The organism is Escherichia sp. WS1265 (assembly GCF_046487585.1).
Lineage (GTDB): Bacteria > Pseudomonadota > Gammaproteobacteria > Enterobacterales > Enterobacteriaceae > Escherichia > Escherichia coli.
Genome location: NZ_JBJQJE010000001.1, coordinates 308,021 through 334,828 on the forward strand (window position 1 = coordinate 308,021; position 26,808 = coordinate 334,828).

At 49.1% G+C, this 26,808-nt stretch carries 25 protein-coding genes and 1 other RNA gene; 12 read left to right on the top strand and 14 right to left on the bottom strand.

Going from position 1 to position 26,808, the window contains the following annotated elements; translation table 11 throughout:
• Positions 1–10: 10 nt before the first annotated feature.
• Entirely contained in the window at positions 11–949 is a 939-nt protein-coding gene (locus ACJHX3_RS01545; RefSeq protein WP_024043837.1) for an electron transfer flavoprotein subunit alpha, read from the bottom strand.
• Between the two features lie 19 nt (positions 950–968).
• Positions 969–1,733, bottom strand: coding sequence for an electron transfer flavoprotein (locus ACJHX3_RS01550; protein WP_024043836.1), 765 nt, complete (start codon positions 1,731–1,733; stop codon positions 969–971).
• A gap of 315 nt (positions 1,734–2,048) precedes the next feature.
• Between ACJHX3_RS01550 and ACJHX3_RS01555 the strand changes: the two genes are divergently transcribed.
• Positions 2,049–2,960, top strand: a complete 912-nt coding sequence (locus ACJHX3_RS01555; protein ID WP_000284798.1) for an AraC family transcriptional regulator — start codon at positions 2,049–2,051, stop codon at positions 2,958–2,960.
• Positions 2,961–3,002: 42 nt separating this feature from the next.
• Here the strand turns inward: ACJHX3_RS01555 and ACJHX3_RS01560 are convergent, their stop codons facing one another.
• From ACJHX3_RS01560 to ydiK, 9 genes are all read right to left on the bottom strand, one after another.
• Positions 3,003–4,154, bottom strand: a complete 1,152-nt coding sequence (locus ACJHX3_RS01560; protein ID WP_000347836.1) for an acyl-CoA dehydrogenase — start codon at positions 4,152–4,154, stop codon at positions 3,003–3,005.
• Positions 4,155–4,167: 13 nt separating this feature from the next.
• Positions 4,168–5,763 carry an acyl CoA:acetate/3-ketoacid CoA transferase gene (locus ACJHX3_RS01565; protein ID WP_024042007.1) on the bottom strand — a complete coding sequence of 532 codons (1,596 nt, stop codon included), beginning with the start codon at positions 5,761–5,763 and terminating at the stop codon, positions 4,168–4,170.
• Positions 5,764–5,906: 143 nt separating this feature from the next.
• Complete coding sequence (gene aroD, locus ACJHX3_RS01570; RefSeq protein WP_024042008.1) at positions 5,907–6,665, bottom strand: type I 3-dehydroquinate dehydratase; 759 nt, start codon at positions 6,663–6,665, stop codon at positions 5,907–5,909.
• A gap of 30 nt (positions 6,666–6,695) precedes the next feature.
• Entirely contained in the window at positions 6,696–7,562 is an 867-nt protein-coding gene (gene ydiB / locus ACJHX3_RS01575; protein WP_000383469.1) for a quinate/shikimate dehydrogenase, read from the bottom strand.
• An 11-nt stretch (positions 7,563–7,573) separates the two neighbouring features.
• Entirely contained in the window at positions 7,574–8,839 is a 1,266-nt protein-coding gene (locus ACJHX3_RS01580) for an MFS transporter (RefSeq protein WP_094321780.1), read from the bottom strand.
• A 226-nt stretch (positions 8,840–9,065) separates the two neighbouring features.
• A complete protein-coding gene (locus ACJHX3_RS01585; RefSeq protein WP_024216561.1) occupies positions 9,066–10,280 on the bottom strand; it encodes an MFS transporter in 1,215 nt (404 codons plus the stop codon).
• Between the two features lie 99 nt (positions 10,281–10,379).
• Positions 10,380–10,736: a YdiL family protein gene (locus ACJHX3_RS01590; RefSeq protein ID WP_024043981.1), complete on the bottom strand. Its 357-nt coding sequence runs from the start codon at positions 10,734–10,736 to the stop codon at positions 10,380–10,382.
• A 136-nt stretch (positions 10,737–10,872) separates the two neighbouring features.
• Positions 10,873–10,980: antisense sRNA RprA (rprA, locus tag ACJHX3_RS01595), an RNA gene on the bottom strand.
• Between the two features lie 185 nt (positions 10,981–11,165).
• Entirely contained in the window at positions 11,166–12,278 is a 1,113-nt protein-coding gene (gene ydiK, locus ACJHX3_RS01600; protein WP_024043982.1) for an AI-2E family transporter YdiK, read from the bottom strand.
• Between the two features lie 388 nt (positions 12,279–12,666).
• Between ydiK and ACJHX3_RS01605 the strand changes: the two genes are divergently transcribed.
• The 10 genes from ACJHX3_RS01605 to ldtE all read left to right on the top strand — a co-directional run bounded on the left by ACJHX3_RS01605 (position 12,667) and on the right by ldtE (position 23,618).
• The gene (locus ACJHX3_RS01605) at positions 12,667–15,723 is read left to right on the top strand and encodes an FAD-binding and (Fe-S)-binding domain-containing protein (protein WP_000612974.1); all 3,057 of its coding nucleotides are present in this window, start codon (positions 12,667–12,669) and stop codon (positions 15,721–15,723) included.
• The gene (gene menI / locus ACJHX3_RS01610) at positions 15,720–16,130 is read left to right on the top strand and encodes a 1,4-dihydroxy-2-naphthoyl-CoA hydrolase (RefSeq protein WP_000637986.1); all 411 of its coding nucleotides are present in this window, start codon (positions 15,720–15,722) and stop codon (positions 16,128–16,130) included. Before ACJHX3_RS01605 ends, menI begins: the two co-directional genes overlap by 4 nt.
• A 99-nt stretch (positions 16,131–16,229) precedes the next feature.
• The gene (locus ACJHX3_RS01615; RefSeq protein WP_001296104.1) at positions 16,230–16,418 is read left to right on the top strand and encodes a YdiH family protein; all 189 of its coding nucleotides are present in this window, start codon (positions 16,230–16,232) and stop codon (positions 16,416–16,418) included.
• 534 nt (positions 16,419–16,952) lie between these two features.
• Entirely contained in the window at positions 16,953–17,321 is a 369-nt protein-coding gene (gene sufA / locus ACJHX3_RS01620) for a Fe-S cluster assembly scaffold SufA (protein WP_000367171.1), read from the top strand.
• An 8-nt stretch (positions 17,322–17,329) separates the two neighbouring features.
• Positions 17,330–18,817 carry a Fe-S cluster assembly protein SufB gene (gene sufB / locus ACJHX3_RS01625; RefSeq protein ID WP_001469171.1) on the top strand — a complete coding sequence of 496 codons (1,488 nt, stop codon included), beginning with the start codon at positions 17,330–17,332 and terminating at the stop codon, positions 18,815–18,817.
• A gap of 9 nt (positions 18,818–18,826) precedes the next feature.
• Entirely contained in the window at positions 18,827–19,573 is a 747-nt protein-coding gene (gene sufC, locus ACJHX3_RS01630) for a Fe-S cluster assembly ATPase SufC (protein ID WP_000948872.1), read from the top strand.
• Complete coding sequence (gene sufD, locus ACJHX3_RS01635; protein WP_000907983.1) at positions 19,548–20,819, top strand: Fe-S cluster assembly protein SufD; 1,272 nt, start codon at positions 19,548–19,550, stop codon at positions 20,817–20,819. Before sufC ends, sufD begins: the two co-directional genes overlap by 26 nt.
• Positions 20,816–22,036 carry a cysteine desulfurase SufS gene (gene sufS, locus ACJHX3_RS01640; protein ID WP_094308474.1) on the top strand — a complete coding sequence of 407 codons (1,221 nt, stop codon included), beginning with the start codon at positions 20,816–20,818 and terminating at the stop codon, positions 22,034–22,036. The genes sufD and sufS overlap by 4 nt, the downstream gene beginning before the upstream one ends.
• Positions 22,037–22,048: 12 nt before the next feature.
• Positions 22,049–22,465: a cysteine desulfuration protein SufE gene (gene sufE / locus ACJHX3_RS01645; RefSeq protein WP_001196520.1), complete on the top strand. Its 417-nt coding sequence runs from the start codon at positions 22,049–22,051 to the stop codon at positions 22,463–22,465.
• Between the two features lie 148 nt (positions 22,466–22,613).
• On the top strand, positions 22,614–23,618 hold the full coding sequence (ldtE, locus tag ACJHX3_RS01650; RefSeq protein ID WP_000817111.1) for a L,D-transpeptidase LdtE: 1,005 nt from the start codon (positions 22,614–22,616) through the stop codon (positions 23,616–23,618).
• Between the two features lie 63 nt (positions 23,619–23,681).
• Here the strand turns inward: ldtE and lpp are convergent, their stop codons facing one another.
• The 3 genes from lpp to ACJHX3_RS01665 all read right to left on the bottom strand — a co-directional run bounded on the left by lpp (position 23,682) and on the right by ACJHX3_RS01665 (position 25,843).
• Positions 23,682–23,918, bottom strand: a complete 237-nt coding sequence (gene lpp, locus ACJHX3_RS01655; RefSeq protein WP_000648420.1) for a murein lipoprotein Lpp — start codon at positions 23,916–23,918, stop codon at positions 23,682–23,684.
• 310 nt (positions 23,919–24,228) lie between these two features.
• The gene (gene pykF / locus ACJHX3_RS01660; protein ID WP_001295403.1) at positions 24,229–25,641 is read right to left on the bottom strand and encodes a pyruvate kinase PykF; all 1,413 of its coding nucleotides are present in this window, start codon (positions 25,639–25,641) and stop codon (positions 24,229–24,231) included.
• A gap of 7 nt (positions 25,642–25,648) precedes the next feature.
• The gene (locus ACJHX3_RS01665) at positions 25,649–25,843 is read right to left on the bottom strand and encodes a protein YnhH (protein WP_240806354.1); all 195 of its coding nucleotides are present in this window, start codon (positions 25,841–25,843) and stop codon (positions 25,649–25,651) included.
• Between the two features lie 354 nt (positions 25,844–26,197).
• Between ACJHX3_RS01665 and fumD the strand changes: the two genes are divergently transcribed.
• Entirely contained in the window at positions 26,198–26,407 is a 210-nt protein-coding gene (gene fumD / locus ACJHX3_RS01670; protein ID WP_000528342.1) for a fumarate hydratase FumD, read from the top strand.
• Positions 26,408–26,808 lie beyond the last annotated feature (401 nt).

The window sequence follows — 26,808 nt, forward strand, 5'->3', positions numbered from 1 at the left end:
GAAAGGGGAATTAGCGGCTCAACTGGCTAATCAGGGCAGGGACGACTTTGTAAATATCGCCCACCAGACCGTAGTCGGCATAGTTGAAGATTGGCGCATTTTTATCTTTATTGATGGCGACAATCACTTTTGCGCCGTTGCCGCCAACCATATGCTGGATCTGCCCGGAGATCCCCAGCGTCAGGTAGAGATCGGATTTCAGCAACACGCCGGAGACACCGATATAACGTTCACGCTCCATCCAGTTCTCGCCTTCGGCAATTGGACGTGAACAGCCGACTTCAGCATTCAGCACCGCCGCCAGTTCGTGGACCATTTTCAGGTCATCCTGCGCCGCCAGACCACGACCGACGCCAACTACACGTTTTGCTTTGCTCAGGTCCACGCTGCTTGCGGCTTTCGCACGGCGTTCGCGACAGAGAATTTCATGACGCGGAGCAACATAAGGTACCGTTTCTGTCGGGCACTGATGAGAGGTATCACTGGTGCACGGTTCCTGAACACCGGGTGCAAGGGTAATGATCGCCAGCGGGCTGTTGATCTTTTCCTGTGCGAACGCTAACCCGCCATACATCCGGTGTTCGGCGCAAATGTGACCATCGACAATATCCACCGCAGTGGCATCGTTCACCAGCGCCGCATTCAGTTGCACACTTAACCGTGCTGCCAGAGCTTTACCGCGTTTCGTCGCGGCCAGCAGCAACATAGAAGGGTGTTTATCTTTCAGCAGGGCAGCAATGCTTTCGGCGTAATTTTCAGTACGTTGCAGCGCATCATTTTGCTCAAGAACATAAATACATTTTGGACCATAAGGCATAACTGCCTGCGCCTGGTCGGTATTTTGTACAATGGCATACACCTGTTGGCCCCATTGCTGCGCGCCGCTAAACAGTTCAGCATAACGTTCAGGATTATCGCTAAAGACCCAGACGCTGTTTAATTGACTCATCGTTTCTTCTCCGTAGGCTTCAGTTCAGGGCTTTCTTCAGATGTTCCGCCAGCTCGGCAATGGCCTCCGGCGAATCGTTATCGAGAATGATGTGCTTACGTTCTGTTTGCGGCGGTACGCGAATGCCGGTCAGTTCAGCAAGTGGCGTGCTCTGGCTCCAGCCAATATCACTTGCCTGCCACTGATTTACCGGTTTTTTACCCGCGCCGAGAATGGCTTTCATCGAAGGAATGCGTGGCATGTTAATATCGGAGGTGACGCAGAGCACGGCTGGAACAGAGAGCTCAATAACTTCAACATCATCTTCAAGCGTGCGTTCAATCACCAGTGTATTGCCCTGACGCTGAATAGCACTCACTGCATTAATCACCGGAAGTTGTAGAATTTCTCCGACCAGCAAGCCAACCTGCTGGGCATAAAGGTCGCCGGAACCTTCACCAAAGATCAGTAAATCGAAGCCGATCTTTTCAACTGCTGCCGCCAGCGCCTTTGCGGTATCGAGAGGCAGTGCATGTTCAAGTTGCGCATCCTGCACCAAATACAGGCTGTGCGGCCCGCGGGATAGCACGTCTTTGCGCACTTTCGAGTTCTGCAACAATGAGCCGCCAATGGTCAGCGCGGCTATCTCATCGTCATCTGTTGCAAGCTGGCTTGCAGCTTCAATGGCATTGAGATCGAACTGGCTGATTTTGGCGTCGGCATTGTCGAAATTCAGGGTATATTCTGGAGTGACAACAATGTCCTGTTCTTCAGGCACCAGCTTAAAGCAGGTTATTATTTTCATGATTTCTCCTGTGAGTCGCATACGGAACCATCTCCGATGGAAGGTAAAAATGGCCTGAAAATAGTGTGCGATAGCGGTGCGGGGTTTTCGACGGAGCAAGCTGTTTTCCTTGCCAACAATCTTGCAAAAAAAATGCGATCGCTAAAACAAAAGTGCAATTTGCGGCAATATAGTTATTCCATGACCGTACAATCTTGCATTCAGTGTAAATAATCTTGTTTAGCTCTCGCTAAACGCGGTTGTATAACCGCAATACACGCCGTATTTTATCCGGCATATATTGTTTTTGCTTGCTCATGGAATAGGGAGGTTGTCATGTATCAACGCTGTTTTGATAACGCCAGCGAAACGCTGTTTGTCGCCGGTAAAACGCCACGGCTTTCACGTTTTGCATTTAGCGATGATCCAAAATGGGAGTCCGGACATCACGTTCATGACAATGAAACCGAGTTGATTTACGTCAAGAAAGGGGTAGCAAGGTTTACCATCGATTCTTCGTTATATGTCGCGCACGCCGATGACATTGTGGTGATAGAACGTGGCAGGCTGCATGCGGTGGCCTCTGACGTTAACGATCCAGCAACGACGTGTACCTGTGCGCTGTACGGCTTTCAGTTTCAGGGGGCTGAGGAAAATCAGCTACTGCAACCGCATTCTTGCCCGGTAATTGCCGCAGGGCAGGGAAAAGAAGTCATTAAAACCTTATTTAATGAGCTAAGTGTGATTTTGCCGCAAAGTAAAAATAGCCAAACATCTTCGTTATGGGACGCATTTGCCTATACGTTAGCAATTCTTTACTATGAAAACTTTAAAAATGCTTATCGTTCGGAGCAGGGGTATATTAAAAAAGATGTTCTGATAAAAGATATTCTTTTCTATCTGAATAATAATTATCGCGAAAAAATCACTTTAGAGCAGTTATCGAAAAAATTTCGTGCCAGCGTCAGTTATATTTGCCATGAATTTACCAAAGAGTATCGTATTTCCCCTATTAACTATGTTATTCAACGGCGTATGACGGAAGCGAAATGGTCACTCACCAATACTGAATTATCACAGGCAGAGATCTCCTGGCGTGTGGGTTATGAAAATGTCGATCACTTTGCCAAACTGTTTTTGCGCCATGTCGGCTGTTCGCCCAGCGATTACCGCAGGCAATTTAAAAACTGTTTTGCGGAACAAGAAATCTTATCTGAATTTCCTCAACCGGTAAGTCTTGCCGGATAAATCTGGCGGCGCAGTTTGTTAAGAAGCTGCGCCGCCTGCAGATTATTTGTTCTGATAATCTTTCAGGATCTGCCGACCCGCTACGTAAATCATAATTTCGTCTGTACCGCCGCCGATACGTTCACAACGGACATCACGCCAGAAGCGAGAGACGCGCGCCTCATCGGTATAGCCCAGACCGCCCATGATTTGAATCGCATCATCAATAACTTCCATTGCGGTACGTGCGCAGTACAGTTTTGCCAGCGCCGCGCTGGTGCGCAGTGACTGATGCTGATCGGCTTGCCATGCCACTTTCAACACCATGTTGCGCATGTTGTCGATCTTAATCGCCATCAGCGCCAGTTTTTCCTGGATCATCTGGTTATGACCAATGGGCTTACCAAAAGCGATACGCTGGTTGGCATAGCGGGCGGCATCTTCAAAGGCACACTCGGCAAAGCCGGTGCTGCGCGCGGCGTTGATCAGGCGCTCCATCTCAAAGTTATACATCACATTGAGGAAACCCATTCCTTCTTCGCCCACCATGTCGCTCTCTTCAACTTCCACGTTGTCGAGATAGACTTCGCAGGTGCTGAGCATATGCCAGCCGATTTTATGCAGCGGGTTAATCTTAATGCCGGGCTTACTGGAGTCGACCCACCACAGGGTGAAGGCTTTTTTGGGATCTTTCGGTTCTGGATCGCGCGCCAGCACCAGCATATACGGGTACTCTTTCGCGCCGGTAATAAAGGTTTTCTGGCCGTTGATGTAAACCTTGCCATTTTTACGCGTGTAAGTGGTAGTAGCACTGTTATTGTCTGAGCCTGCGCCTGGTTCCGTCAACGCCAGGGCATAGGCGGGATCACCCGTTTCCAGGGTGCTCTCTGCCGTTTTACGTAGCTGCTCAGCAGAACCGAAACGGCGCATGCTGTGAATACATTGACCGTTGGTAATCAAAAATGCCGGAGCACCGCATTTTGACACTTCCATCAGCGCCAGCATCTGGGTGACGTAATCCGCAGGGATGCCACCAAATTCTTCCGGCACGCCAAGCATAGAAATGCCGTTATCCGCCAGCGCCCGCATAAACTCACGCGGGTATGTCCCGTTTTGATCGCAGGTGCGGAAATACTCTTCCGGGAAGTTGGTCGTAATCAACTCGCGAATACTGGCCAGCAGCAGTTCTTGTTCTTCAGTTAAAGAAAAATCCATCATTATACTCCTGTTAATGAGCCGCTTCAGGCAGGACAAAACCCATCGCCGCATCGATAAATAATCTTTCGTCCATCAGTTTGAGTTCTGGCGAAATCACTGGGATGAAATCCATTTTGTCGAGAATATCTTTTTGTAAATCGACGCCAGGAGCGATTTCGATTAAATGCAGGCCGTCTTCTTTTAGCGTGAATACGGCGCGCTCAGTGATATAACGAACATCCAGCCCTCGCTCGAGAGCGATTTTTCCGCTGAAAGTAATTTCCGGTAGTTCCCGAATAAATTTCTTCACCCGTCCTTCCTGGACGATATTTAATTTGCCGTCGGTAATTTCTGTTTTTAAACTGCCCGCAGTTAATGTGCCGCAGAAAACGATTTTCTTCGAAGTTGCACTGATATCAATAAATCCACCGGTGCCCATGATTTTACCATTGAATTTATGCACGCCGACGTTACCGTGCTGGTCGACTTCAGCAAAACTCAAATAACAAACATCCAGACCGCCACCGTGATAAAAATCAAACTGGGACGTCATATCCAGAATGGCACGGGTATTCACGTTCGCGCCAAAGGCGATCCCCTGTGAAGTAATACCGCCAATTGGGCCTGTTTCTACCGTCAGAATAAAGTCATCAGCACAACCTTCTTCCCGGGCGACCAGGCCAATGCCGTCAGCAATACCGACGCCGACATTCCCCACCGCGCCTTTACGCATTTCGAATAATGCGCGCCGCGCAACTAATTTACGTTGGTTTAGGGGCAGGCTAAGTTTGGTGCTGTCATCAAGAGTGAAGTCACCAGAAATAAAGCGGTTAACCGGCGCACCGCCATACAGTTGGGTTTGATCCGGATCGACCACCACAATATCCACCAGATAACCCGGAATACGGACAGATTTAGGATGCAGCGTGGCTTTCTTAACCATTTTCTGCACCTGCATCATCACAATACCGCCGTTATTGTGCACCGCCTGGGCAATAACCAATGCGTCGAGATACATCACCTCATCTTCAAAAGTGGCGTAGCCTTCACTGTCGCAGGTGGTAGCGCGAATGAATGCAATATCTGGCGCTATCGCCTTGTAATAGAGATATTCTTTGTTTTCAAACTCGACCAATTTAATCAGGTCTTCTTTAGTGACTTCATTCAGTTTGCCGCCTTGCTGGCGTGGATCGACAAATGTTCCGATGCCAATATCACTAATAATACCAGGCTGGTGGGCTGCGGCGGCGCGTAAGGTTTGTGTAAGTACACCTTGTGGATAGTTATAAGCAATAATTTTATTTTGTTCTGCGAGATCAGAAATACGCGGCGATTGTCCCCAGTGACCGCATAATGCCCATTTCACCAGACCTTCTTGCGCCAGCGGACTAATACCGCGGTCGGCGCGATCGCCAAGCCCTGTTGGACTAATAATCGATAAATTACGTGGCGTTTGAGTCTGTTTATATTTATCAGCAAGAGCTGTAATTAACGTGGTGGCTTCCAGAATACCGCCGCCAGCGCCTAACACACAAAGTGTTGCTTCGTCGGGAATATAATTCACCGCTTCCTGTGCCGACAGGACCGGCACTCGTCCATTAATACGAGGTGGTTTTACAGGTTTCATTGTTAATTCCTGATTCAGATGTGATTTTCCCTACGCCAGATGGAGAATTAGCGCACAGAGACTCACGAAATATTTTTATTAAATACGGTTAAATATATTTTTTAGTTCGGCGGGGGAGGATATTCCCGCCGAAATATTATTGCTTATGCCTGATGTAAAATAGTTAATACTGTGCGCAAATCATTTACCGAGATTTGCCCTGGTGCAGAGGCTTTTTTTACCGCACCAAAAGTTGCCGCCGAGCCAAATACTTCACCAGCCAGACGAGAAATTACGCCAGTTTTTGCCATTGACATCGTGATGATTGGACGATCGGCATACTGCTCCTGCATCTCCAGGGTCGCGGCAAGCAACGTCAGCACATCGCTGGTACTTTGCGGCATCAGCGCAATCTTAGGAATATCGGCATCGAAGGACTGCATTTTGCGCAGACGGGCAATGATTTCTTCGGCTTCCGGCGTTTTATGGAAGTCATGGTTGGACATGACAACTTTCACATCATGCGCGTGGGCGTAGGCGACGGTTTCTTTAACCTGATCATCGCCGGTAAATAACTCCAGATCGATCATATCAACCAGGCCGCTGTCGATGGCTGCACGATTGAGTGCAATATAAGCCTCGGTGGAAATCGCCTGCTCGCCGCCTTCTTTGGCACTGCGGAAGGTAAACAGCAGCGGTTTTTCTGGCATGGTCTCACGGAGAATTTTTGCTGCCGCCATGACAGACTCCACATTGGAGAGGTCGGCATAGTGGTCCACACGCCATTCCAGAATATCAAAGTCCGCTTCACGATAGGCGAGAGCTTCGGATTTCACGCTGGCGATATCATTCGCCATCAGCGAGACGATGATTTTAGGTGCGCCCGTACCAATGACGAGATCTTTTACAGTTACGGTTTTCATTTTTTACCCTTTCTGCACGCGGTCAGCCTGTCAGGCACCGAACCCCATGACCTGTTTAACATATTCCAGAGGGAAATCTTTGCCAGTCCATAACGTGAACTGTTCAGCCCCTTGCCACAACAACATGCCGTATCCATCAATCGTTTTGCAACCAGCTTGTTGCGCCTGCTGCAATAACTTCGTCATATGCGGGTTATACACGCATTCAGTGACCAGAAGTCCCGGATGTAACAGACTGATATCATTAACCAATGATTCATTCTCAAGGGGTTTCATACCCACTTTTGTGCCATTGGTTAAAATGTCGGCGGAAGCCAGGGCTTCAGCAAAGGCTTGCTGATCGGCGAGATCGGTAACCGTGACGACACAATCGGTGTTTTCGTTAACCCGTTGTGCGAAGGCGAGGGCTTTATCGAAGAACTCATCCCGACGGTTAAAGAGTTTAATTTCTTTTAAACCTTCAATTGCCCCCTGCGCGCCAATCGCCGTTGAGGCACCGCCGGCACCCAGCAGCACCATCGTTTTGCCTTTGATATCAAAACCGCTCTCTTTAATGGCGCGAATATGGCCCGTGCCGTCGGTGTTATAGCCACGCAGATAGCCATCATCATTAACGATGGTGTTGATGGCACCCACCAGTTTGGCAGCTGGCGTTAATTCATCAACATATTCACATGCCAGTTGTTTGTTCGGCATCGACACACCAGTTCCGCGCATTTTGAGGGCTTTTAATCCTTCAATTGCTCCGGGAAAACTATCGTTATCCACTTCAAAGGCCATATAGGTAAATGGCAATCCCGCTTTTTCTAAGGCTTTATTCTGCATTTCAGGCGATAAACTGTGGCGGATGGGATAGGCCATCAGCCCAATCAATTCGTATTTTGCGGTAACATCCATAATTCACTCCTTTAACCTCTATGCTTAATTGTGTTTAACCGGGTGGTAAATTTACGCTCGCCAAACCGCACATCATTTTCAGGAATAATGAAAACGCGGTAATAGCGGATAAAGACAATAATTGCGGTAATCAGGGCCAGCAGCGCGAAAGTAAAATCGAGAGCAATGATATATTGCAGGCCGATGTTCGACAGATAACCGGTAATCAGCGGAATAACAAAGTTAGCCAGTCCACCTATCATCATATAAATACTGGTGACTTTGGCTTTGCTTTTGGGGAAAAACTCTGACATGACCGAAACGCCGAGCTGTAAAATGCCGCCAGCTGCTGAGAAACCGATAACAAAGGCTCCGGCATTACACACCAGTGGAGAAGGGTACAGGTAGATAATGGCTGCTGTTATTGTTGCCAGTGCAGAGTTAAATACATTAGCCCAGATGGGCCGGACCATTTTTTTCAGTAGTGCGGCAAAAATAAAGACACAGACCAACGAGCCCATACTGTAATAAGAGATGGTTTTTAATGCCTCAGCTTCTGACATACCAGCAAAAGCCATCGCATATTTGGGCATCCACACCACAATCACATAAAAGGTCGAGAATGCGGCTACACCGAACAGTACCGATGAAACACCTTCCAGCCAGACTAACGGTTTGCTGTTCATTTGCGGTAATTCATGAGCTACGCTGGCGTCCACCAACTGGCTGGGGAATTTGCTTTTCAACAGCATCAGCGTGATCAGTAAAAATAGGATGCCGGGAATAATCAGCCCATAGCCGTACCAGATGTTATTGATCAACATATAGCTCACCAGCATTGGGTAGAACATTTGTCCGAATGACACCATCGCTTTAACCAGTATGACCGCCGAACCAGAGGCTTTCGGAAAGCATTCCATGAGCGCAGGGTAGCCACCCGTATCCAGCGCTGAGTTAGCGATACCCACGCACACTGCCAGACAGTAGGCGAGAGTTAAATTCGGGCAAGCAGGAATACCAAAGAAGAATAGCAGATACATTATTACTGCCATTAATATCACCGCCCGACGACCAAACTTATCGGAGATCACACCGAAGAATAAAATACTGATCAATCGCCCCAAACCGATACCGGAAATTAAATAGGCAATGCCCGCGTTGTCAGTGGAAAACTTTTCTGCCAAAGATGTCATGTTTTGGGCAAGCGTAATAACACTAATGCCGTGCAGGAAATAGCTGAAGTAAATACAAAGAACAGCCAGGATAAATGGCGTGCTGAAAGCCTTATTTTGAGACATTTTCACAGCTCCTTGCTGAAAGATAATTTCGTTACCGTACGTATTGTTCTCCGACGGTTTACATAATTACTATACTGAAGATGATTTTCCCTGGGTACATGGCATAAAGTTTATGTTTCCAGGAATATTGCATGTCATAGTTTGTTTTTGATCGCGATTTTCCTTAGTTAGCGCAGAAAGAGTTATTTATCCGTAAGATCTTGCATGACCTGAAAAGAATATTGCATTACCCACCCGGAGCGACATTTTCCTTTAGCGAGTGATGCCGCGTTTCTTTGCGGCTGCGTAAGCCGATAAACAGCGCCAGTAAAAAGCCGATGGCAGCGATGGCGGTATCGAACCACATAATATCGGCAATACTTCTTTGCGAAAGATGAGCCGTAATCAACGGAATGGTAAATGTTGCAATGCTGCCCGCACTGTAATAGATCCCTGTAGCTTTACCTTTAGCATAGGGGAAACGTTCAGCCATTAACGTCAGGCCAATTTGCACAACACCTCCAGCAGAGGTAAAACCAATGACAAAAGCAAATATTATCACCACATAAAATGTGGGATGCAGGCAGACAGTAAACAGAGCAATAAATGAGATAAAGGTGTACAGCATCAGTAATGTTGTTGGGCGAACGGTATTACGAATGAGTGGAGCGGTAATAAATACACAAAGCAGCGAACCCACGGTGTAGATACTGAGTAGTTTGATCGACATAGTGTATGACATGCCTGCAACAAATTGTCCGTACTGTGCCAGCCACTGGCTAACCAGATAAAAGGTTGCCATTGAGATATAGCCATATAAGGTATAACTGGCTAAATCGATAATTGAACAGCGATGTTCCGTAGAGCTGGTGGTTTTCTTTATGACAGGTAAGCGACGACCCGGATGGGGTGGGAACGTACAACGGCATAAAAACAGAGCGTTAATAAACATAATGCCTGCAGCAATCATAAAGGACCAACCGAACCACAGTTCAGCCCACACTAACAGGCTGATGATTAGCGGTAATAAAAATTGTCCGCTGGAAACAAATGCTTTAATTAAAATATTGGCTGTCCCCGGTGAGCGTGGAAAAGCTTCCATCAAACTGGGATAGGTGCCTGCATCGAGAAAACTGTTTGCCATTCCCGCCAGAAAGCCCAAACCATAAGCGATAATGATGTTATTGGTGTGCAGGATGCCAAAAAAGAAGGCCATATAGCAGCACATCCCGAGCATGATAAAAGGGCGGCGACCAAAGCGATCGGATAATAATCCTGCAAAAAGCAAGACACTTAATCGACCAATACCCAGCGATGAGATAACTATTGAGACGCCTGCGGCATTAGTCTGCCAAAGCGTCTCCAGCGAGGCCATATTCAGGCTCATCAAAATGACGCCCATACCATGCACCAGGTAATTAAAATACAACCCAAGTGCGGTAGGGAAATAGGGATTTTTCATAGGTTCTACTTAGCAAAGGTGCTTTAAAAAGTGAAGCGATGTTGTATCAGCATCCGTTCATTATTGTTGTAACAACGACAATTCCTTTCTTTGGAAAAATTAACAAAGGCGCTCCAGATCGTGTGCATATAATTCAGCGGCTACCGATTGATAGATCTTCCATTCAATAAAATTGCCATCAGGGTAGACACGTTGAAACGCGGTTAAGTCGGGGAAAAAACGCATGGTGTTGTTGCCGATGCGGTTATTTATTTTCTCTATGATGGCATGAAGATGTTTTTTTCGTTGCTGTCGCATAGCCAACAGTTGCTCGACCACACAATCAGGAATGGCACACTTGCCATTTTCCCATTGACGCCAGCTTTCACTGTCACCGGTCTGGGCAATCCAGGTCGCGCATTCATCAATAGTCATGGCAAAAATATGGCGAAGTGCCTGGAGTTCATAAGCGTTCATCGTGTAATGGCTGCATGAAATAAACAATAAAATATAAATAACATTATCAGCCTGCTGACGGCTTGAAGAGAGTCACAGTATCTTGTGCAACATTATTGGAAAGAGTGAGGGGCGAGGTAGCGAAGCGGAAAAATGTTAAAAAAAAAGCCCATCGTGGGAGATGGGCAAAGACTACACACAGCAATTCGTTGTTTCACTCAGGGGATTTCCATGCTTATAAATCAATATGTTGATTTATAACCGTGAGCTAATAGTAGGCATACGGACTTTTTGCGTCGATCAGATTCGTCTCATTAGTTTAAAAACTGTAAAGAATTTGCGACAGGTACTACCAGCTGAATGGCGGTAAGCAGGAAAATATGGGGAAGAGCAAGCAAATATCAATTAGCGGTGGTTAACAATCAGGCGGCAGAGCCGCCTGATGAGAAATTACTTATTCGGTTTCTCGATTTCGCCAAGTTCTTCGAGAACTTCTTCCGGGTGGTCCGTCGGCGGTGGGACTTCTTCCACCCACGCGGCAAAAAGACGCCAGGAAACGGCTAACAGAACCGGACCAATAAACAGACCGATCATCCCGAAAGCAATCAAACCACCAATAACGCCAGAGAGGATCAGGATCAGCGGTAAATCGGCACCCATGCGAATTAACATTGGGCGGATGACGTTATCCAGCGTGCCAACCACACCGCTCCACACTAACAATACCGTTCCCCAGGTGGTATCGCCGGTCCAGTAGAGCCAGATAATCGCCGGAATCAGTACCGGCAACGGTCCAAGCTGGACAAGGCAGGAGAGGATCATTAACACCGTTAGCAACGTTGCATAAGGTACGCCGGATACGGCGAGGCCGATACCGCCAAGCACTGCCTGTACTAACGCCGTCACCACCACACCCAGCGCCACCGCGCGGATAGCCTGTGCCGCCAGCAGCACGGCGGCATCACCGCGAACGCCTGCCAGACGGGTTGCAAAATGGCGAATGCCTTGCGCCACCTGTTCACCGCGCCAGTACAGCAGGGCACTGAAGAGAAGCATCAGCGCACAATGCACCATAAAGCGCCCGATATGCGCCGCCTGCCCAACGAACCAGGTGGTGGTGGTGCCAATATAAGGACGGACTTTCGCCATGATCGCCGTACCCCCCATATCCAGCAAGTTGTGCCAGCCTGCATATAGCTTCGCGCCAATCACCGGAATGGTATTAAGCCACGCCAGATCGGGTAACGTCATGTCACCGCTGGAAATGGCTTTAATTAGCGGGCCGCTGCCGTCGACGATACTGTTAACCAGCAAGGCAATAGGGATGATAAACACCATCACTAATAACAGCGTCATCACCAGAACGGCGAGAGAGCGGCGACCAAACATGATCTTTTGCAAACGTAACAATACCGGCCAGGTGGCGATAACCACCGTACCAGCCCATGCAAAGCCGAGAATAAAGGGTTGTACAATCCACAGACATGCCACAATCATGATGGCTAAAAAGAGCACCGAAAGCAGAATTTGTGCGACATCCCTGGGCTGACGAACATTTACCATAACTACTTTTCACCTTTTTTGTGCGTCAAATCGTCGACGCGACGTGAACACGCGAAACTCACCTGCATAATGATGAGCAATTTCAGCGGTTTTTAACAGGCCGATTCTGCCCTTAATTCTGATGGGCGTGTTAGAAAAAAATGTGGTACAACAACTCAGGCAACACGCAAACGATTTACTCGTCGTATTTCAAGTTGCATGTGCTGCGGCTACGTTCGTTCACCCCAGTCACTTACTATTGTAAGCTCCTGGAGTTCACTCGCTTGCCGCCTTCCTGCAACACGAAATCCATAGAGTAAATAAACATCACCTTTCAGTGCGCTATTGCAGCCGCCTGAAAGAATAGTGTATCGACCTACATCACAGACCGCAGGAAAGGGTCAATATAATGATTCCACAGATTTCCCAGGCACCCGGCGTCGTTCAACTGGTGCTTAATTTTTTGCAAGAGCTGGAGCAACAAGGTTTTACCGGCGATACGGCGACAAGTTATGCCGATCGTCTGACAATGTCGACCGACAACAGTATTTACCAACTTCTCCCCGATGCGGTGGTATTTCCGCGTTCAACCGCAGATGTGGCGCTGATCGCCCGTCTTGCCGCGCAGGAACGCTATTCATCGCTGATCTTTACCCCCCGCGGCGGCGGCACCGGCACTAACGGTCAGGCGCTCAACCAGGGAATTATTGTTGATATGTCCCGCCATATGAACCGCATCATCGAAATTAACCCTGAAGAGGGCTGGGTGCGCGTTGAGGCCGGGGTGATAAAAGACCAACTCAATCAGTACCTGAAACCGTTCGGCTACTTTTTTGCGCCGGAACTTTCGACCAGCAACCGGGCAACGCTCGGTGGGATGATCAATACCGATGCATCCGGTCAGGGATCGCTGGTCTATGGCAAAACGTCAGATCACGTACTTGGCGTACGCGCGGTGTTGTTGGGGGGCGATATTCTCGATACGCAACCTTTACCCGTCGAGCTGGCGGAAACGCTGGGTAAATCCAATACCACAATCGGGCGAATTTATAACACGGTTTATCAACGTTGCCGTCAGCAACGCCAGTTAATCATCGACAACTTCCCCAAACTTAACCGCTTTCTTACCGGTTACGATCTGCGTCATGTCTTTAACGATGAGATGACCGAGTTCGACCTGACGCGCATTCTGACGGGTTCAGAAGGGACGCTGGCCTTTATTACCGAAGCGCGGCTGGATATTACGCCCTTGCCTAAAGTGCGCCGTCTGGTGAACGTCAAATATGACTCTTTTGACTCTGCGCTGCGTAACGCGCCGTTTATGGTTGAGGCGCGAGCGCTTTCGGTAGAGACGGTTGACTCAAAAGTGCTGAATCTGGCGCGGGAAGATATTGTCTGGCATTCCGTCAGCGAGTTGATTACCGATGTGCCAGACAAAGAGATGCTCGGGCTGAACATTGTGGAATTTGCTGGTGATGATGAGACGCTGATTGATGAGCGAGTAAATGCACTCTGTGCGCGGCTGGATGAACTTATCGCCAGTCAGCAAGCAGGTGTGATCGGCTGGCAGGTATGCAGTGAGCTGGCAGGTGTTGAGCGTATTTATGCGATGCGCAAAAAAGCTGTTGGTCTGCTCGGTAATGCCAAAGGTGCCGCTAAGCCAATTCCGTTTGCTGAGGATACCTGCGTACCGCCGGAACACCTGGCGGATTATATTGCTGAATTTCGCGCGCTGCTCGACAGCCACGGCTTAAGCTACGGTATGTTCGGTCACGTCGACGCAGGTGTCTTGCACGTCCGTCCTGCGCTGGATATGTGCGATCCGCAACAAGAGATTTTGATGAAGCAAATCTCTGATGACGTGGTGGCGCTGACTGCGAAATACGGTGGTTTGTTGTGGGGCGAGCACGGCAAAGGTTTTCGCGCTGAATACAGCCCGGCGTTTTTCGGTGAGGAACTTTTTGCAGAACTGCGCAAAGTGAAAGCGGCATTTGACCCGCATAACCGACTCAACCCAGGGAAGATTTGCCCGCCAGAAGGTCTCGATGCGCCGATGATGAAAGTGGACGCGGTGAAGCGCGGTACATTCGATCGGCAGATCCCCATTGCGGTACGCCAGCAGTGGCGCGGTGCGATGGAGTGTAACGGCAACGGTTTATGCTTCAACTTTGATGCCCGTAGTCCGATGTGTCCGTCGATGAAGATTACCCAGAACCGGATTCATTCACCGAAAGGGCGCGCAACGCTGGTGCGTGAATGGCTGCGCTTGTTGGCGGATCGCGGCGTTGACCCACTCAAACTGGAACAAGAACTGCCTGAATCCGGCGTCAGTTTACGGACGTTAATTGCTCGCACGCGCAATAGCTGGCATGCGAATAAAGGCGAATACGACTTCTCACACGAAGTCAAAGAGGCAATGTCGGGCTGTCTGGCCTGTAAAGCGTGTTCGACCCAGTGCCCCATCAAAATTGATGTGCCGGAGTTTCGCTCTCGTTTTCTGCAGCTCTATCACACCCGTTATTTACGCCCGCTGCGCGACCACCTCGTCGCTACGGTCGAGAGCTACGCGCCGCTGATGGCACGCGCGCCGAAAACCTTTAACTTCTTCATTAACCAGCCGCTGGTGCGCAAACTCTCGGAAAAACATATCGGCATGGTTGATTTGCCACTGCTGTCGGTCCCCTCGCTGCAACAACAAATGGTGGGGCATCGCTCGGCAAACATGACGCTGGAACAGCTTGAAGCTCTCAATGCAGAGCAGAAAGCGCGCACGGTGTTGGTGGTGCAGGACCCCTTTACCAGCTATTACGATGCGCAAGTGGTGGCGGATTTTGTCCGTCTGGTCGAAAGATTAGGTTTCCAGCCTGTGTTACTGCCATTTTCGCCAAATGGCAAAGCCCAGCATATCAAAGGCTTTCTTAATCGTTTTGCGAAGACGGCGAAAAAGACGGCGGATTTCCTCAACCGTATGGCGAAGCTGGGGATGCCAATGGTGGGCGTCGATCCGGCGCTGGTACTTTGTTATCGCGATGAATATAAACTGGCGCTGGGCGAGGAACGCGGCGAGTTTAACGTCTTACTGGCGAATGAATGGCTGGCAAGCGCACTTGAGTCACAGCCAGTGGCTACAGTCAGCGGTGAACCATGGTATTTCTTTGGTCACTGTACCGAAGTTACCGCTTTGCCGGGCGCGCCAGCACAATGGGCCGCGATATTTGCCCGTTTTGGCGCGAAACTGGAAAATGTCAGCGTGGGTTGCTGCGGCATGGCAGGGACTTACGGACATGAAGCGAAAAACCATAAAAATTCGCTCGGGATCTATGAGTTATCCTGGCATCAGGCGATGCAGCGACTGCCGCGTAATCGCTGTCTGGCGACCGGATATTCCTGCCGTAGCCAGGTAAAACGGGTCGAAGGCACGGGGGTACGCCATCCTGTGCAGGCTTTACTGGAGATTATTAAATGATATGGAAACGAAAAATCACCCTGGAAGCACTGAATGCCATGGGTGAAGGAAACATGGTGGGGTTGCTGGATATTCGCTTTGAACATATTGGTGATGACACCCTTGAAGCGACAATGCCAGTAGACTCGCGGACAAAGCAGCCTTTCGGGTTGCTGCATGGAGGGGCATCCGTGGTACTGGCCGAAAGTATCGGTTCCGTTGCCGGTTATTTATGTACCGAAGGTGAGCAAAAGGTGGTTGGTCTGGAAATCAATGCTAACCACGTCCGCTCGGCACGAGAAGGGCGGGTGCGCGGCGTATGCAAACCGTTGCATCTCGGTTCGCGTCACCAGGTCTGGCAGATTGAAATCTTCGATGAGAAAGGGCGTTTGTGCTGTTCGTCACGATTAACGACCGCCATTTTGTGACGTTGTCACCAGAAAAGTGTGACGCATATTGCTTTTGGTCATTATCTGCACAGTAAACGGTGGTATACTGTGCAGGTCTTGTCTAAAAGCGAGGATGCTATGTCTACTCAACTTGATCCCACCCAGCTGGCCATTGAATTTTTACGCCGTGACCAGAGCAATCTTTCACCTGCCCAATATCTCAAACGTCTGAAACAACTAGAACTTGAATTTGCTGACCTGCTTACTCTCTCTTCTGCTGAATTAAAAGAAGAAATCTACTTTGCCTGGCGTCTGGGCGTGCATTGATCCTGACTTAATGCCGTAATTTCGCCAAATCGACCTGGATTAACCTCCGTCCAGGTTCGATGTGCTTATCTACCCGCCTGATATTGTTCAAAAATAATACTAATCGCAGTTTGTGTTAAAACGGCGGGTTAGCTTTATGAGATTATTCTTATCGCCCCTTCAAGAGCTAAGCCACTGAGAGTGCCGGAGATAAGCGCCGGATGGGGTAGAAACCCTTAAGCCTGTGTCGCACAGACTTAGGGTTTTCTTATTTCTGAACGCTGCACTTTTTTACCTATCTCTTAAATAGTCATTTTCAATACAACTTTTTCTTTTTCATCACAGCCTTAATGCTCCTTAGATAATAATCATTATCTAACAATGAGATACCTAATTCTTAGCGTGCCTGTTAACCCACACATCAGGGTCTATGCTTATTAAAAGCAGGAAAAAAGCATGTTTTACGGTAAAGCCCCTGCGTTTGCTGGGTTGAACTGATAATCATTATCACTAACATGCTGTTATACGCTGAAAGCGATAAAGTGAGGGAAATCGATGGACATGCATTCAGGAACCTTTAATCCACAGGATTTCGCCTGGCAGGGCTTAACGCTGACACCCGCAGCCGCTGTCCACATCCGCGAGCTGGTGGCAAAGCAGCCGGGTATGGTCGGCGTGCGCTTAGGCGTGAAGCAAACGGGCTGCGCGGGCTTTGGCTATGTGCTCGACAGTGTTAGCGAGCCGGACAAAGACGATCTGCTGTTTGAACACGATGGCGCGAAGCTGTTTGTCCCGCTGCAAGCGATGCCGTTTATTGATGGCACGGAAGTCGATTTCGTTCGTGAAGGACTTAATCAGATATTCAAATTTCACAACCCTAAAGCCCAGAATGAATGTGGCTGTGGCGAAAGCTTTGGGGTATAGGCGGTACTATGTCTCGTAATACTGAAGCAACTGACGATGTCAAAACCTGGACCGGCGGCCCGCTGAATTATAAAGAAGGATTCTTCACCCAGTTAGCCACCGATGAGCTGGCAAAGGGGATAAACGAAGAGGTGGTGCGCGCAATTTCGGCGAAGCGTAATGAGCCGGAATGGATGCTGGAGTTTCGTCTCAACGCCTATCGCGCATGGCTGGAGATGGAAGAACCGCACTGGTTGAAAGCGCACTACGACAAGCTGAATTATCAGGATTACAGCTACTATTCGGCACCATCGTGCGGTAATTGTGACGACAGCTGCGCCTCTGAACCCGGCGCGGTGCAGCAAACTGGCGCGAACGCCTTTTTAAGTAAAGAGGTGGAGGCGGCGTTTGAGCAGTTGGGCGTTCCCGTGCGGGAAGGCAAAGAGGTGGCGGTGGATGCCATTTTCGACTCTGTTTCGGTTGCCACCACTTATCGCGAAAAACTGGCGGAGCAGGGAATTATTTTCTGTTCCTTTGGCGAGGCGATCCACGATCACCCGGAACTGGTGCGTAAATATCTCGGCACCGTGGTGCCGGGGAATGACAACTTCTTTGCCGCACTTAATGCGGCGGTAGCCTCTGACGGTACGTTTATTTATGTGCCTAAAGGCGTGCGCTGCCCGATGGAACTTTCCACCTATTTTCGTATTAACGCGGAAAAAACCGGGCAGTTTGAGCGCACCATTCTGGTGGCCGACGAAGACAGCTACGTTAGCTACATTGAAGGCTGTTCCGCTCCGGTGCGTGACAGCTATCAGTTACACGCGGCGGTGGTGGAAGTCATCATCCATAAAAACGCCGAGGTGAAATATTCCACGGTACAAAACTGGTTCCCTGGCGATAACAACATCGGCGGTATTCTCAACTTCGTCACCAAGCGTGCTTTGTGCGAAGGCGAAAACAGCAAAATGTCATGGACGCAATCAGAAACCGGGTCAGCGATTACGTGGAAATATCCCAGCTGCATTTTGCGCGGCGATAACTCCATTGGTGAGTTTTACTCAGTGGCACTGACCAGCGGTCATCAGCAAGCGGATACCGGCACCAAGATGATCCACATCGGTAAAAACACCAAATCGACCATTATCTCGAAAGGGATCTCTGCCGGACATAGTCAGAACAGTTATCGCGGCTTAGTGAAAATCATGCCGACGGCAACCAATGCGCGCAATTTCACTCAGTGCGACTCAATGCTGATTGGCGCTAATTGTGGGGCGCATACCTTCCCGTATGTCGAATGTCGCAATAACAGCGCACAACTGGAGCACGAGGCAACGACATCACGTATTGGTGAAGATCAACTGTTTTACTGCCTGCAACGCGGGATCAGCGAAGAAGACGCCATCTCGATGATTGTTAACGGTTTCTGCAAAGACGTGTTCTCAGAACTGCCGCTGGAATTTGCCGTTGAAGCACAAAAACTCCTCGCCATCAGTCTTGAACACAGCGTCGGATAAGGAATAAACATGTTAAGTATTAAAGATTTACACGTCAGCGTGGAAGATAAAGCTATCCTGCGTGGATTAAGCCTCGACGTTCGTCCCGGCGAAGTTCACGCCATTATGGGGCCAAACGGTTCTGGCAAAAGTACCTTATCGGCAACGCTTGCCGGGCGAGAAGATTATGAGGTGACGGGCGGCACGGTTGAGTTCAAAGGCAAAGATTTGCTTGCGCTGTCGCCGGAAGATCGTGCAGGTGAAGGCATCTTTATGGCCTTCCAGTATCCGGTGGAAATTCCCGGCGTCAGTAACCAGTTTTTCCTGCAAACGGCACTTAATGCGGTGCGCAGCTATCGCGGCCAGGAAACGCTCGACCGCTTTGATTTTCAGGATTTGATGGAAGAGAAAATCGCTCTCCTGAAGATGCCGGAGGATTTATTAACCCGTTCGGTAAACGTTGGTTTTTCCGGCGGCGAGAAAAAGCGCAACGATATTTTGCAAATGGCGGTGCTGGAACCGGAGTTATGCATTCTTGATGAGTCGGACTCCGGGCTGGATATTGACGCATTAAAAGTGGTTGCCGATGGCGTGAACTCGCTGCGTGACGGCAAGCGCTCATTCATCATTGTTACGCACTACCAACGCATTCTCGACTACATCAAGCCTGATTACGTCCATGTACTATATCAGGGACGAATTGTGAAATCCGGCGATTTCACGTTGGTCAAACAACTGGAGGAGCAGGGTTATGGCTGGCTTACCGAACAGCAGTAACGCGCTGCAACAGTGGCATCACTTGTTTGAAGCTGAAGGGACAAAACGCTCACCGCAAGCACAGCAGCATTTACAACAATTGCTGCGTACCGGACTGCCGACACGTAAACATGAAAACTGGAAATATACGCCGCTGGAAGGGCTGACCAATAGCCAGTTTGTCTGCATTGCGGGAGAGATATCCCCACAGCAGCGAGATGCCTTAGCGTTAACGTTAGACGCTGTGCGGCTGGTATTTGTCGATGGACGTTACGTGTCAGCACTGAGCGATGCGACTGAAGGCAGCGGGTATGAAGTGAGCATTAACGATGACCGCCAGGGGTTACCCGACGCTATTCAGGCGGAAGTGTTTCTGCATTTGACGGAAAGCCTGGCGCAAAGCGTGACGCATATCGCCGTGAAGCGCGGTCAACGGCCGGCAAAGCCATTGCTGTTAATGCATATTACCCAGGGCGTGGCAGGTGAAGAGGTCAACACTGCCCATTACCGACATCATCTGGATCTGGCGGAAGGTGCCGAAGCAACGGTGATCGAACATTTTGTCAGCCTTAATGATGCTCGTCATTTTACCGGGGCACGGTTCACTATCAATATCGCAGCGAACGCCCACTTGCAGCATATCAAGCTGGCGTTTGAAAACCCGCTCAGTCACCACTTTGCCCATAACGATTTGTTGCTGGCTGACGATGCCACCGCATTTAGCCACAGTTTCCTGCTGGGTGGCGCAGTGTTACGACACAACACCAGTACGCAACTCAATGGCGAAAACAGCACGCTGCGGATCAATAGCCTGGCGATGCCGGTGAAAAACGAGGTGTGTGATACCCGTACATGGCTGGAACACAATAAAGGTTTTTGTAACAGCCGACAGTTGCACAAAACTATCGTCAGCGACAAAGGCCGTGCGGTGTTTAACGGTCTGATCAACGTCGCGCAGCACGCCATCAAAACGGATGGTCAGATGACCAACAATAATCTGCTGATGGGCAAACTGGCGGAGGTGGATACGAAACCGCAGCTGGAGATCTATGCAGATGATGTGAAATGCAGCCACGGCGCGACGGTGGGGCGTATTGATGATGAACAGATGTTCTATCTGCGCTCGCGCGGGATCAATCAGCAGGATGCCCAGCAGATGATCATTTACGCCTTCGCTGCCGAACTGACGGAAGCACTGCGTGATGAGGGTCTTAAACAGCAGGTGCTGGCCCGAATCGGTCAACGACTGCCAGGAGGTGCAAGATGACTTTTTCCGTCGACAAAGTGCGGGCCGACTTTCCGGTGCTTTCTCGTGAGGTAAACGGTTTGCCGCTGGCTTATCTCGACAGCGCCGCCAGTGCGCAGAAACCGAGCCAGGTAATTGACGCCGAGGCCGAGTTTTATCGTCACGGCTACGCCGCGGTGCATCGCGGTATTCATACCTTAAGCGCCCAGGCGACCGAGAAAATGGAGAACGTGCGCAAGCGGGCATCGCTGTTTATTAATGCCCGTTCGGCGGAAGAGCTGGTGTTCGTCCGCGGCACGACGGAAGGGATCAATCTGGTCGCCAATAGCTGGGGTAACAGCAATGTGCGGGCGGGCGATAACATCATCATCAGTCAGATGGAGCACCACGCTAACATTGTCCCCTGGCAGATGCTTTGCGCACGCGTTGGCGCAGAGCTGCGTGTGATCCCGCTCAACCCCGACGGTACGCTGCAACTGGAGATGCTACCTAATCTGTTCGATGAGAAAACTCGCCTGCTGGCAATTACTCATGTCTCCAACGTGCTGGGAACGGAAAATCCGCTGGCGGAAATGATCACGCTTGCGCACCAGCATGGCGCAAAAGTACTGGTGGATGGCGCTCAGGCGGTGATGCATCATCCGGTGGACGTTCAGGCGCTGGATTGCGATTTTTACGTGTTCTCCGGGCATAAACTGTATGGCCCCACTGGGATTGGCATTCTTTATGTCAAAGAAGCCTTGTTGCAGGAGATGCCGCCGTGGGAAGGGGGCGGTTCTATGATCGCCACCGTCAGCCTGAGTGAAGGCACTACCTGGACCAAAGCACCGTGGCGGTTTGAAGCCGGTACACCCAATACCGGGGGCATCATTGGTCTTGGCGCGGCGCTGGAGTATGTGTCGGCGCTGGGGCTTAATAATATAGCCGAGTATGAACAAAATCTGATGCACTACGCGCTATCACAGCTGGAATCTGTACCGGATCTCACACTCTATGGTCCCCAGAACAGACTTGGCGTTATTGCTTTTAATCTTGGTAAACACCACGCCTATGATGTTGGCAGTTTTCTCGATAATTACGGCATTGCTGTGCGTACCGGACATCACTGCGCTATGCCATTAATGGCCTATTACAACGTTCCTGCGATGTGTCGGGCGTCGCTGGCCATGTATAACACCCATGAAGAAGTGGATTGTCTGGTGACCGGCCTGCAACGTATTCACCGTCTGCTGGGATAACAGGGAGGCACTATGGCTTTATTGCCGGATAAAGAAAAATTGCTGCGTAATTTTTTACGCTGCGCCAACTGGGAAGAGAAATATCTCTACATTATTGAGCTGGGCCAGCGTCTGCCAGAATTACGCGCCGAAGACAGAAGCTCACAAAATAGCATTCAGGGCTGCCAGAGTCAGGTGTGGATTGTCATGCGCCAGAATGCGCAGGGAATTATTGAATTGCAGGGCGACAGCGATGCGGCGATTGTGAAAGGGCTTATTGCGGTCGTCTTTATTCTCTACGATCAGATGACGCCGCAGGATATTGTCAATTTCGATGTGCGTCCGTGGTTTGAAAAAATGGCGCTGACCCAACATCTCACCCCATCTCGTTCACAAGGTCTGGAAGCGATGATTCGCGCAATTCGCGCCAAAGCCGCTGCACTTAGCTAAACTAAAGGGACAGCTTTCATCCGGTTGGCTCACATTGCCGGATGGTCAATGTTTACACTGACCTGCACAGGAGTGTTTTGGTTTCAGGTGAACATAAGTACCATCCGACGTTTCAGCGTGAGTCTCCGGCAAATACAGGAGGTTTACAATGAAACGCGCGTCTTTGCTTACACTCACGCTTATCGGCGCTTTTAGCGCCATCCAGGCTGCCTGGGCGGTTGATTATCCGCTACCTCCAACCGGAAGCCGACTGGTTGGGCAAAATCAAACGTATACGGTGCAAGAAGGGGATAAAAACCTTCAGGCTATTGCCCGTCGTTTTGATACTGCGGCAATGTTGATCCTTGAAGCCAATAACACTATCGCCCCGGTGCCAAAACCTGGTACGACGATAACTATTCCTTCGCAACTGTTATTACCTGATGCGCCGCGTCAGGGGATTATCGTTAACCTTGCAGAGCTGCGCCTTTATTATTATCCGCCGGGAGAAAATATCGTGCAGGTCTATCCGATAGGTATTGGTTTGCAGGGGCTGGAAACGCCAGTGATGGAAACGCGTGTGGGGCAGAAAATCCCTAACCCAACCTGGACGCCTACGGCGGGCATTCGTCAGCGTTCGCTGGAGCGTGGCATTAAATTACCGCCAGTCGTTCCTGCCGGGCCAAATAACCCACTAGGACGTTACGCACTGCGCCTCGCGCATGGTAATGGCGAATACCTCATTCATGGCACCAGTGCGCCGGACAGCGTCGGTTTGCGCGTCAGTTCGGGCTGTATTCGCATGAATGCGCCGGATATTAAAGCCTTGTTCTCCAGCGTGCGGACGGGAACGCCGGTGAAAGTGATCAACGAACCGGTGAAATATTCCGTGGAACCGAACGGGATGCGTTATGTTGAAGTACATCGACCACTATCGGCAGAAGAACAGCAGAACGTTCAGACAATGCCATACACACTGCCAGCAGGCTTTACGCAATTTAAAGACAATAAGGGTGTAGATCAGAAATTAGTCGATAAAGCGTTGTATCGTCGGGCAGGGTATCCGGTTTCGGTGAGCAGTGGAGCAACCCCCGCAGCCAGCAATGCGCCTTCAGTAGAGTCAGCGCAGAATGGTGAACCAGAGCAAGGGAATATGTTACGCGCGACTCAGTAGCGGTAAATGGCAGGCAAAAAAAATGGCGCACAATGTGCGCCATTTTTCACTTCACAGGTACTATTACTTGCGGTATTTAGTAGCCATGTTGTCCAGACGCTGGTTAGCACGAGCTGCGTCATCTTTAGCAGCCTGAACGTCGGAACGCATTGCGTTCACGTCGTTGCTCAGCTGGTCAACTTTAGCGTTCAGAGTCTGAACGTCAGAAGACAGCTGATCGATTTTAGCGTTGCTGGAGCAACCTGCCAGCAGAGTAGAACCCAGGATTACCGCGCCCAGTACCAGTTTAGTAGCTTTCATTATTAATACCCTCTAGATTGAGTTAATCTCCATGTAGCGTTACAAGTATTACACAAAGTTTTTTATGTTGAGAATATTTTTTTGATGGGAAGGCACTTATTTTTGATCGTTCGCTCAAAGAAGCATCGAACGCTGGGTTTTAGATAAAAAAATTGAGAGAAAACAGGATGCTTCCATCGGATTCATCTTAGATAAAGTGAGATTATATAGTGAAATCCGATTTGATTTTTTATTGCTTCTGGTTATCGATTAAATAAAAAAAGCGCCCATCAGGGCGCTTCGATATACAAATTAATTCACAAAAGCAATATTACAGGACGTGAACAGATGCGGTGTTAGTAGTGCCGCTCGGTACCAGTGCACCAGAAACCATAACTACGACGTCACCTTTGTGTGCCAGACCGCTCTGCAGAGCCAGTTCTTTACCCAGACGGTAGAAATCATCAGTAGAAGTGATCTCTTTAACCAGCTGCGGCACAACGCCTTTGCTCAGTACCAACTGATGAGCCGTTTTTTCGTTGGTGGTCAGTGCCAGGATGGTGGCATCCGGGAAGTATTTACGTACTGCGCGAGCAGATTTACCGCCCTGGGTAGCAACCACGATCAGCGGAGCATCCAGTTTTTCAGCAGTTTCAACGGCACCACGGCATACCGCTTCGGTAATGCGCAGTTTACGGTTGTCATTGTTGAACTCGAGACGGCTGTTCATCACGCGGTCGGTACGTTCGCAGATGGTCGCCATGATAGAAACCGCTTCCAGCGGGTATTTACCTTTTGCGGATTCACCAGACAGCATCACTGCGTCAGTACCGTCGAGAATGGCGTTTGCAACGTCACCGGCTTCTGCGCGAGTCGGGCGTGGGTTTTTGATCATGGAATCCAGCATCTGGGTCGCAGTGATAACGACTTTACGTGCACGGATACATTTTTCGATCATCATCTTCTGGGCGAAGATAACTTCTTCTACTGGGATTTCTACACCCAGGTCGCCACGCGCAACCATGATGCCGTCAGAGGCTTCGAGGATTTCGTCGAAGTTGTTGAGGCCTTCCTGGTTTTCGATTTTGGAGATGATGTGGATGTTTTCGCCGCCGTGCGCTTTCAGGTGCTCACGGATTTCGATAACGTCAGAACGCTTACGAATAAAGGAAGCAGCAACAAAGTCTACGCCTTGTTCGCAACCAAAGATCAGGTCCTGTTTGTCTTTTTCAGCCAGTGCTGGCAGGGCAATGGAAACGCCAGGCAGGTTCACACCTTTGTTTTCACCCAGGTCGCCGTTGTTCAGTACTTTACAGATAACTTTGTTACCTTCAATGGCGGTAACTTCCATACCGATGAGACCATCGTCAACCAGTACGGTGTTGCCAACAGACAGGTCAGTAGTGAAACCTTCATACGTTACCGCAACCATTTCGCTGTTGCCGATAACAGATTTATCAGTGGTGAAAGTAAAGGTCTGACCCGCTTTCAGAGAAACGTCGTTACCGCCTTCCAGTTTCATGGTGCGGATTTCCGGACCTTTGGTATCAAGCAGGATAGCGGCGGTTTTACCAGTTTTGCTCATCACGTTGCGCAGATTCTGAATGCGCTGACCGTGTTCTGCATAGTCACCATGAGAGAAGTTCAGACGCATAACGTTCATGCCAGCGTCCAGCATTTTAGCTAACATCTCTTCAGATTCGGTTTTCGGTCCGATGGTGCAAACAATTTTGGTCTTTTTCATGACAGTCTTAGTCTTTAAGTTGAGAAGGATGGGAGAAACTTGCTTTCTGGGCGCACTGCCGGAAAGCGAATCCGGTATTACGAAAGTGGTGGTGCCTCGCTCTAAGGATAGGTGACATCGAAAAAGCGTGCAGAGGAATGTGTGCTTGTGTCTCAGCCCAACGTGAGTGCCTGTTTTTGAGTCGTTGAGTTCTACAGTCCAAAGTGCTGAAACCATTCAAGAGTCAATTGGCGCGCATTATACGCTGAAATTAATCCAAAAGGAAAACAAAAACAGCGTTTCAAAAAATATACAACTTGTTAGACAATAAATTGTTATCAAAGATTTAACGTTCCAGGGAAAAGGTTACGCAAAAACTTCGCTGTTTGCGCAACGTCTGGTGCCGGGGTTGTCACTGTGAAGATAAGTGAAAGTTCATCCGGTGTATAAATACATCATCGCTCAATTGCTACAGTTAAAATAATTTATCGCGTTATTTGTCTGATTTTGTTTGATTTTTGTCTAATTGGTTAGATTGATATATGCTGATAGTTGGCATGATAAATAGGTATAAAGAATGGGAAATCGGACAAAAGAGGATGAACTGTACCGAGAAATGTGCAGAGTTGTCGGTAAAGTTGTGTTGGAAATGCGCGATCTGGGGCAGGAACCAAAGCATATTGTTATCGCAGGCGTGTTACGTACAGCATTAGCCAATAAACGCATTCAGCGCAGTGAGCTGGAAAAGCAGGCGATGGAAACCGTCATTAACGCACTGGTAAAATGACCATTCAGGATGAGGCGGTAAGCTTCATCCTGATATTGTTAGTTTAGTTGTGGTCCAGTTAATCATTCTAAATAACAACTGCTGAAATTATACGAATTTCGGTATGTATTTTAATTTATAACGATAATGTTATTTTTATTTTCTGCAATGAACGTCACAAATAATTGTCGTTTAAGTTAAATTTATTTCAAATGATAATAAATATCAGTTCACTTATAATTTCTTGCTTTGTGATTTTAATTGATAACGATCAATGTTAAGAGCTCAGAATAATCACATTATTTTTTCTCCTAACCATAAAGGATTAGTTTATCAGCGTTAAATCTTTTCTCATACACTATCGGGTTAGGGAAAATATCTGGTGTTGGGGACAGAGTCAGCAGCGTATTAGTTGAATGCTT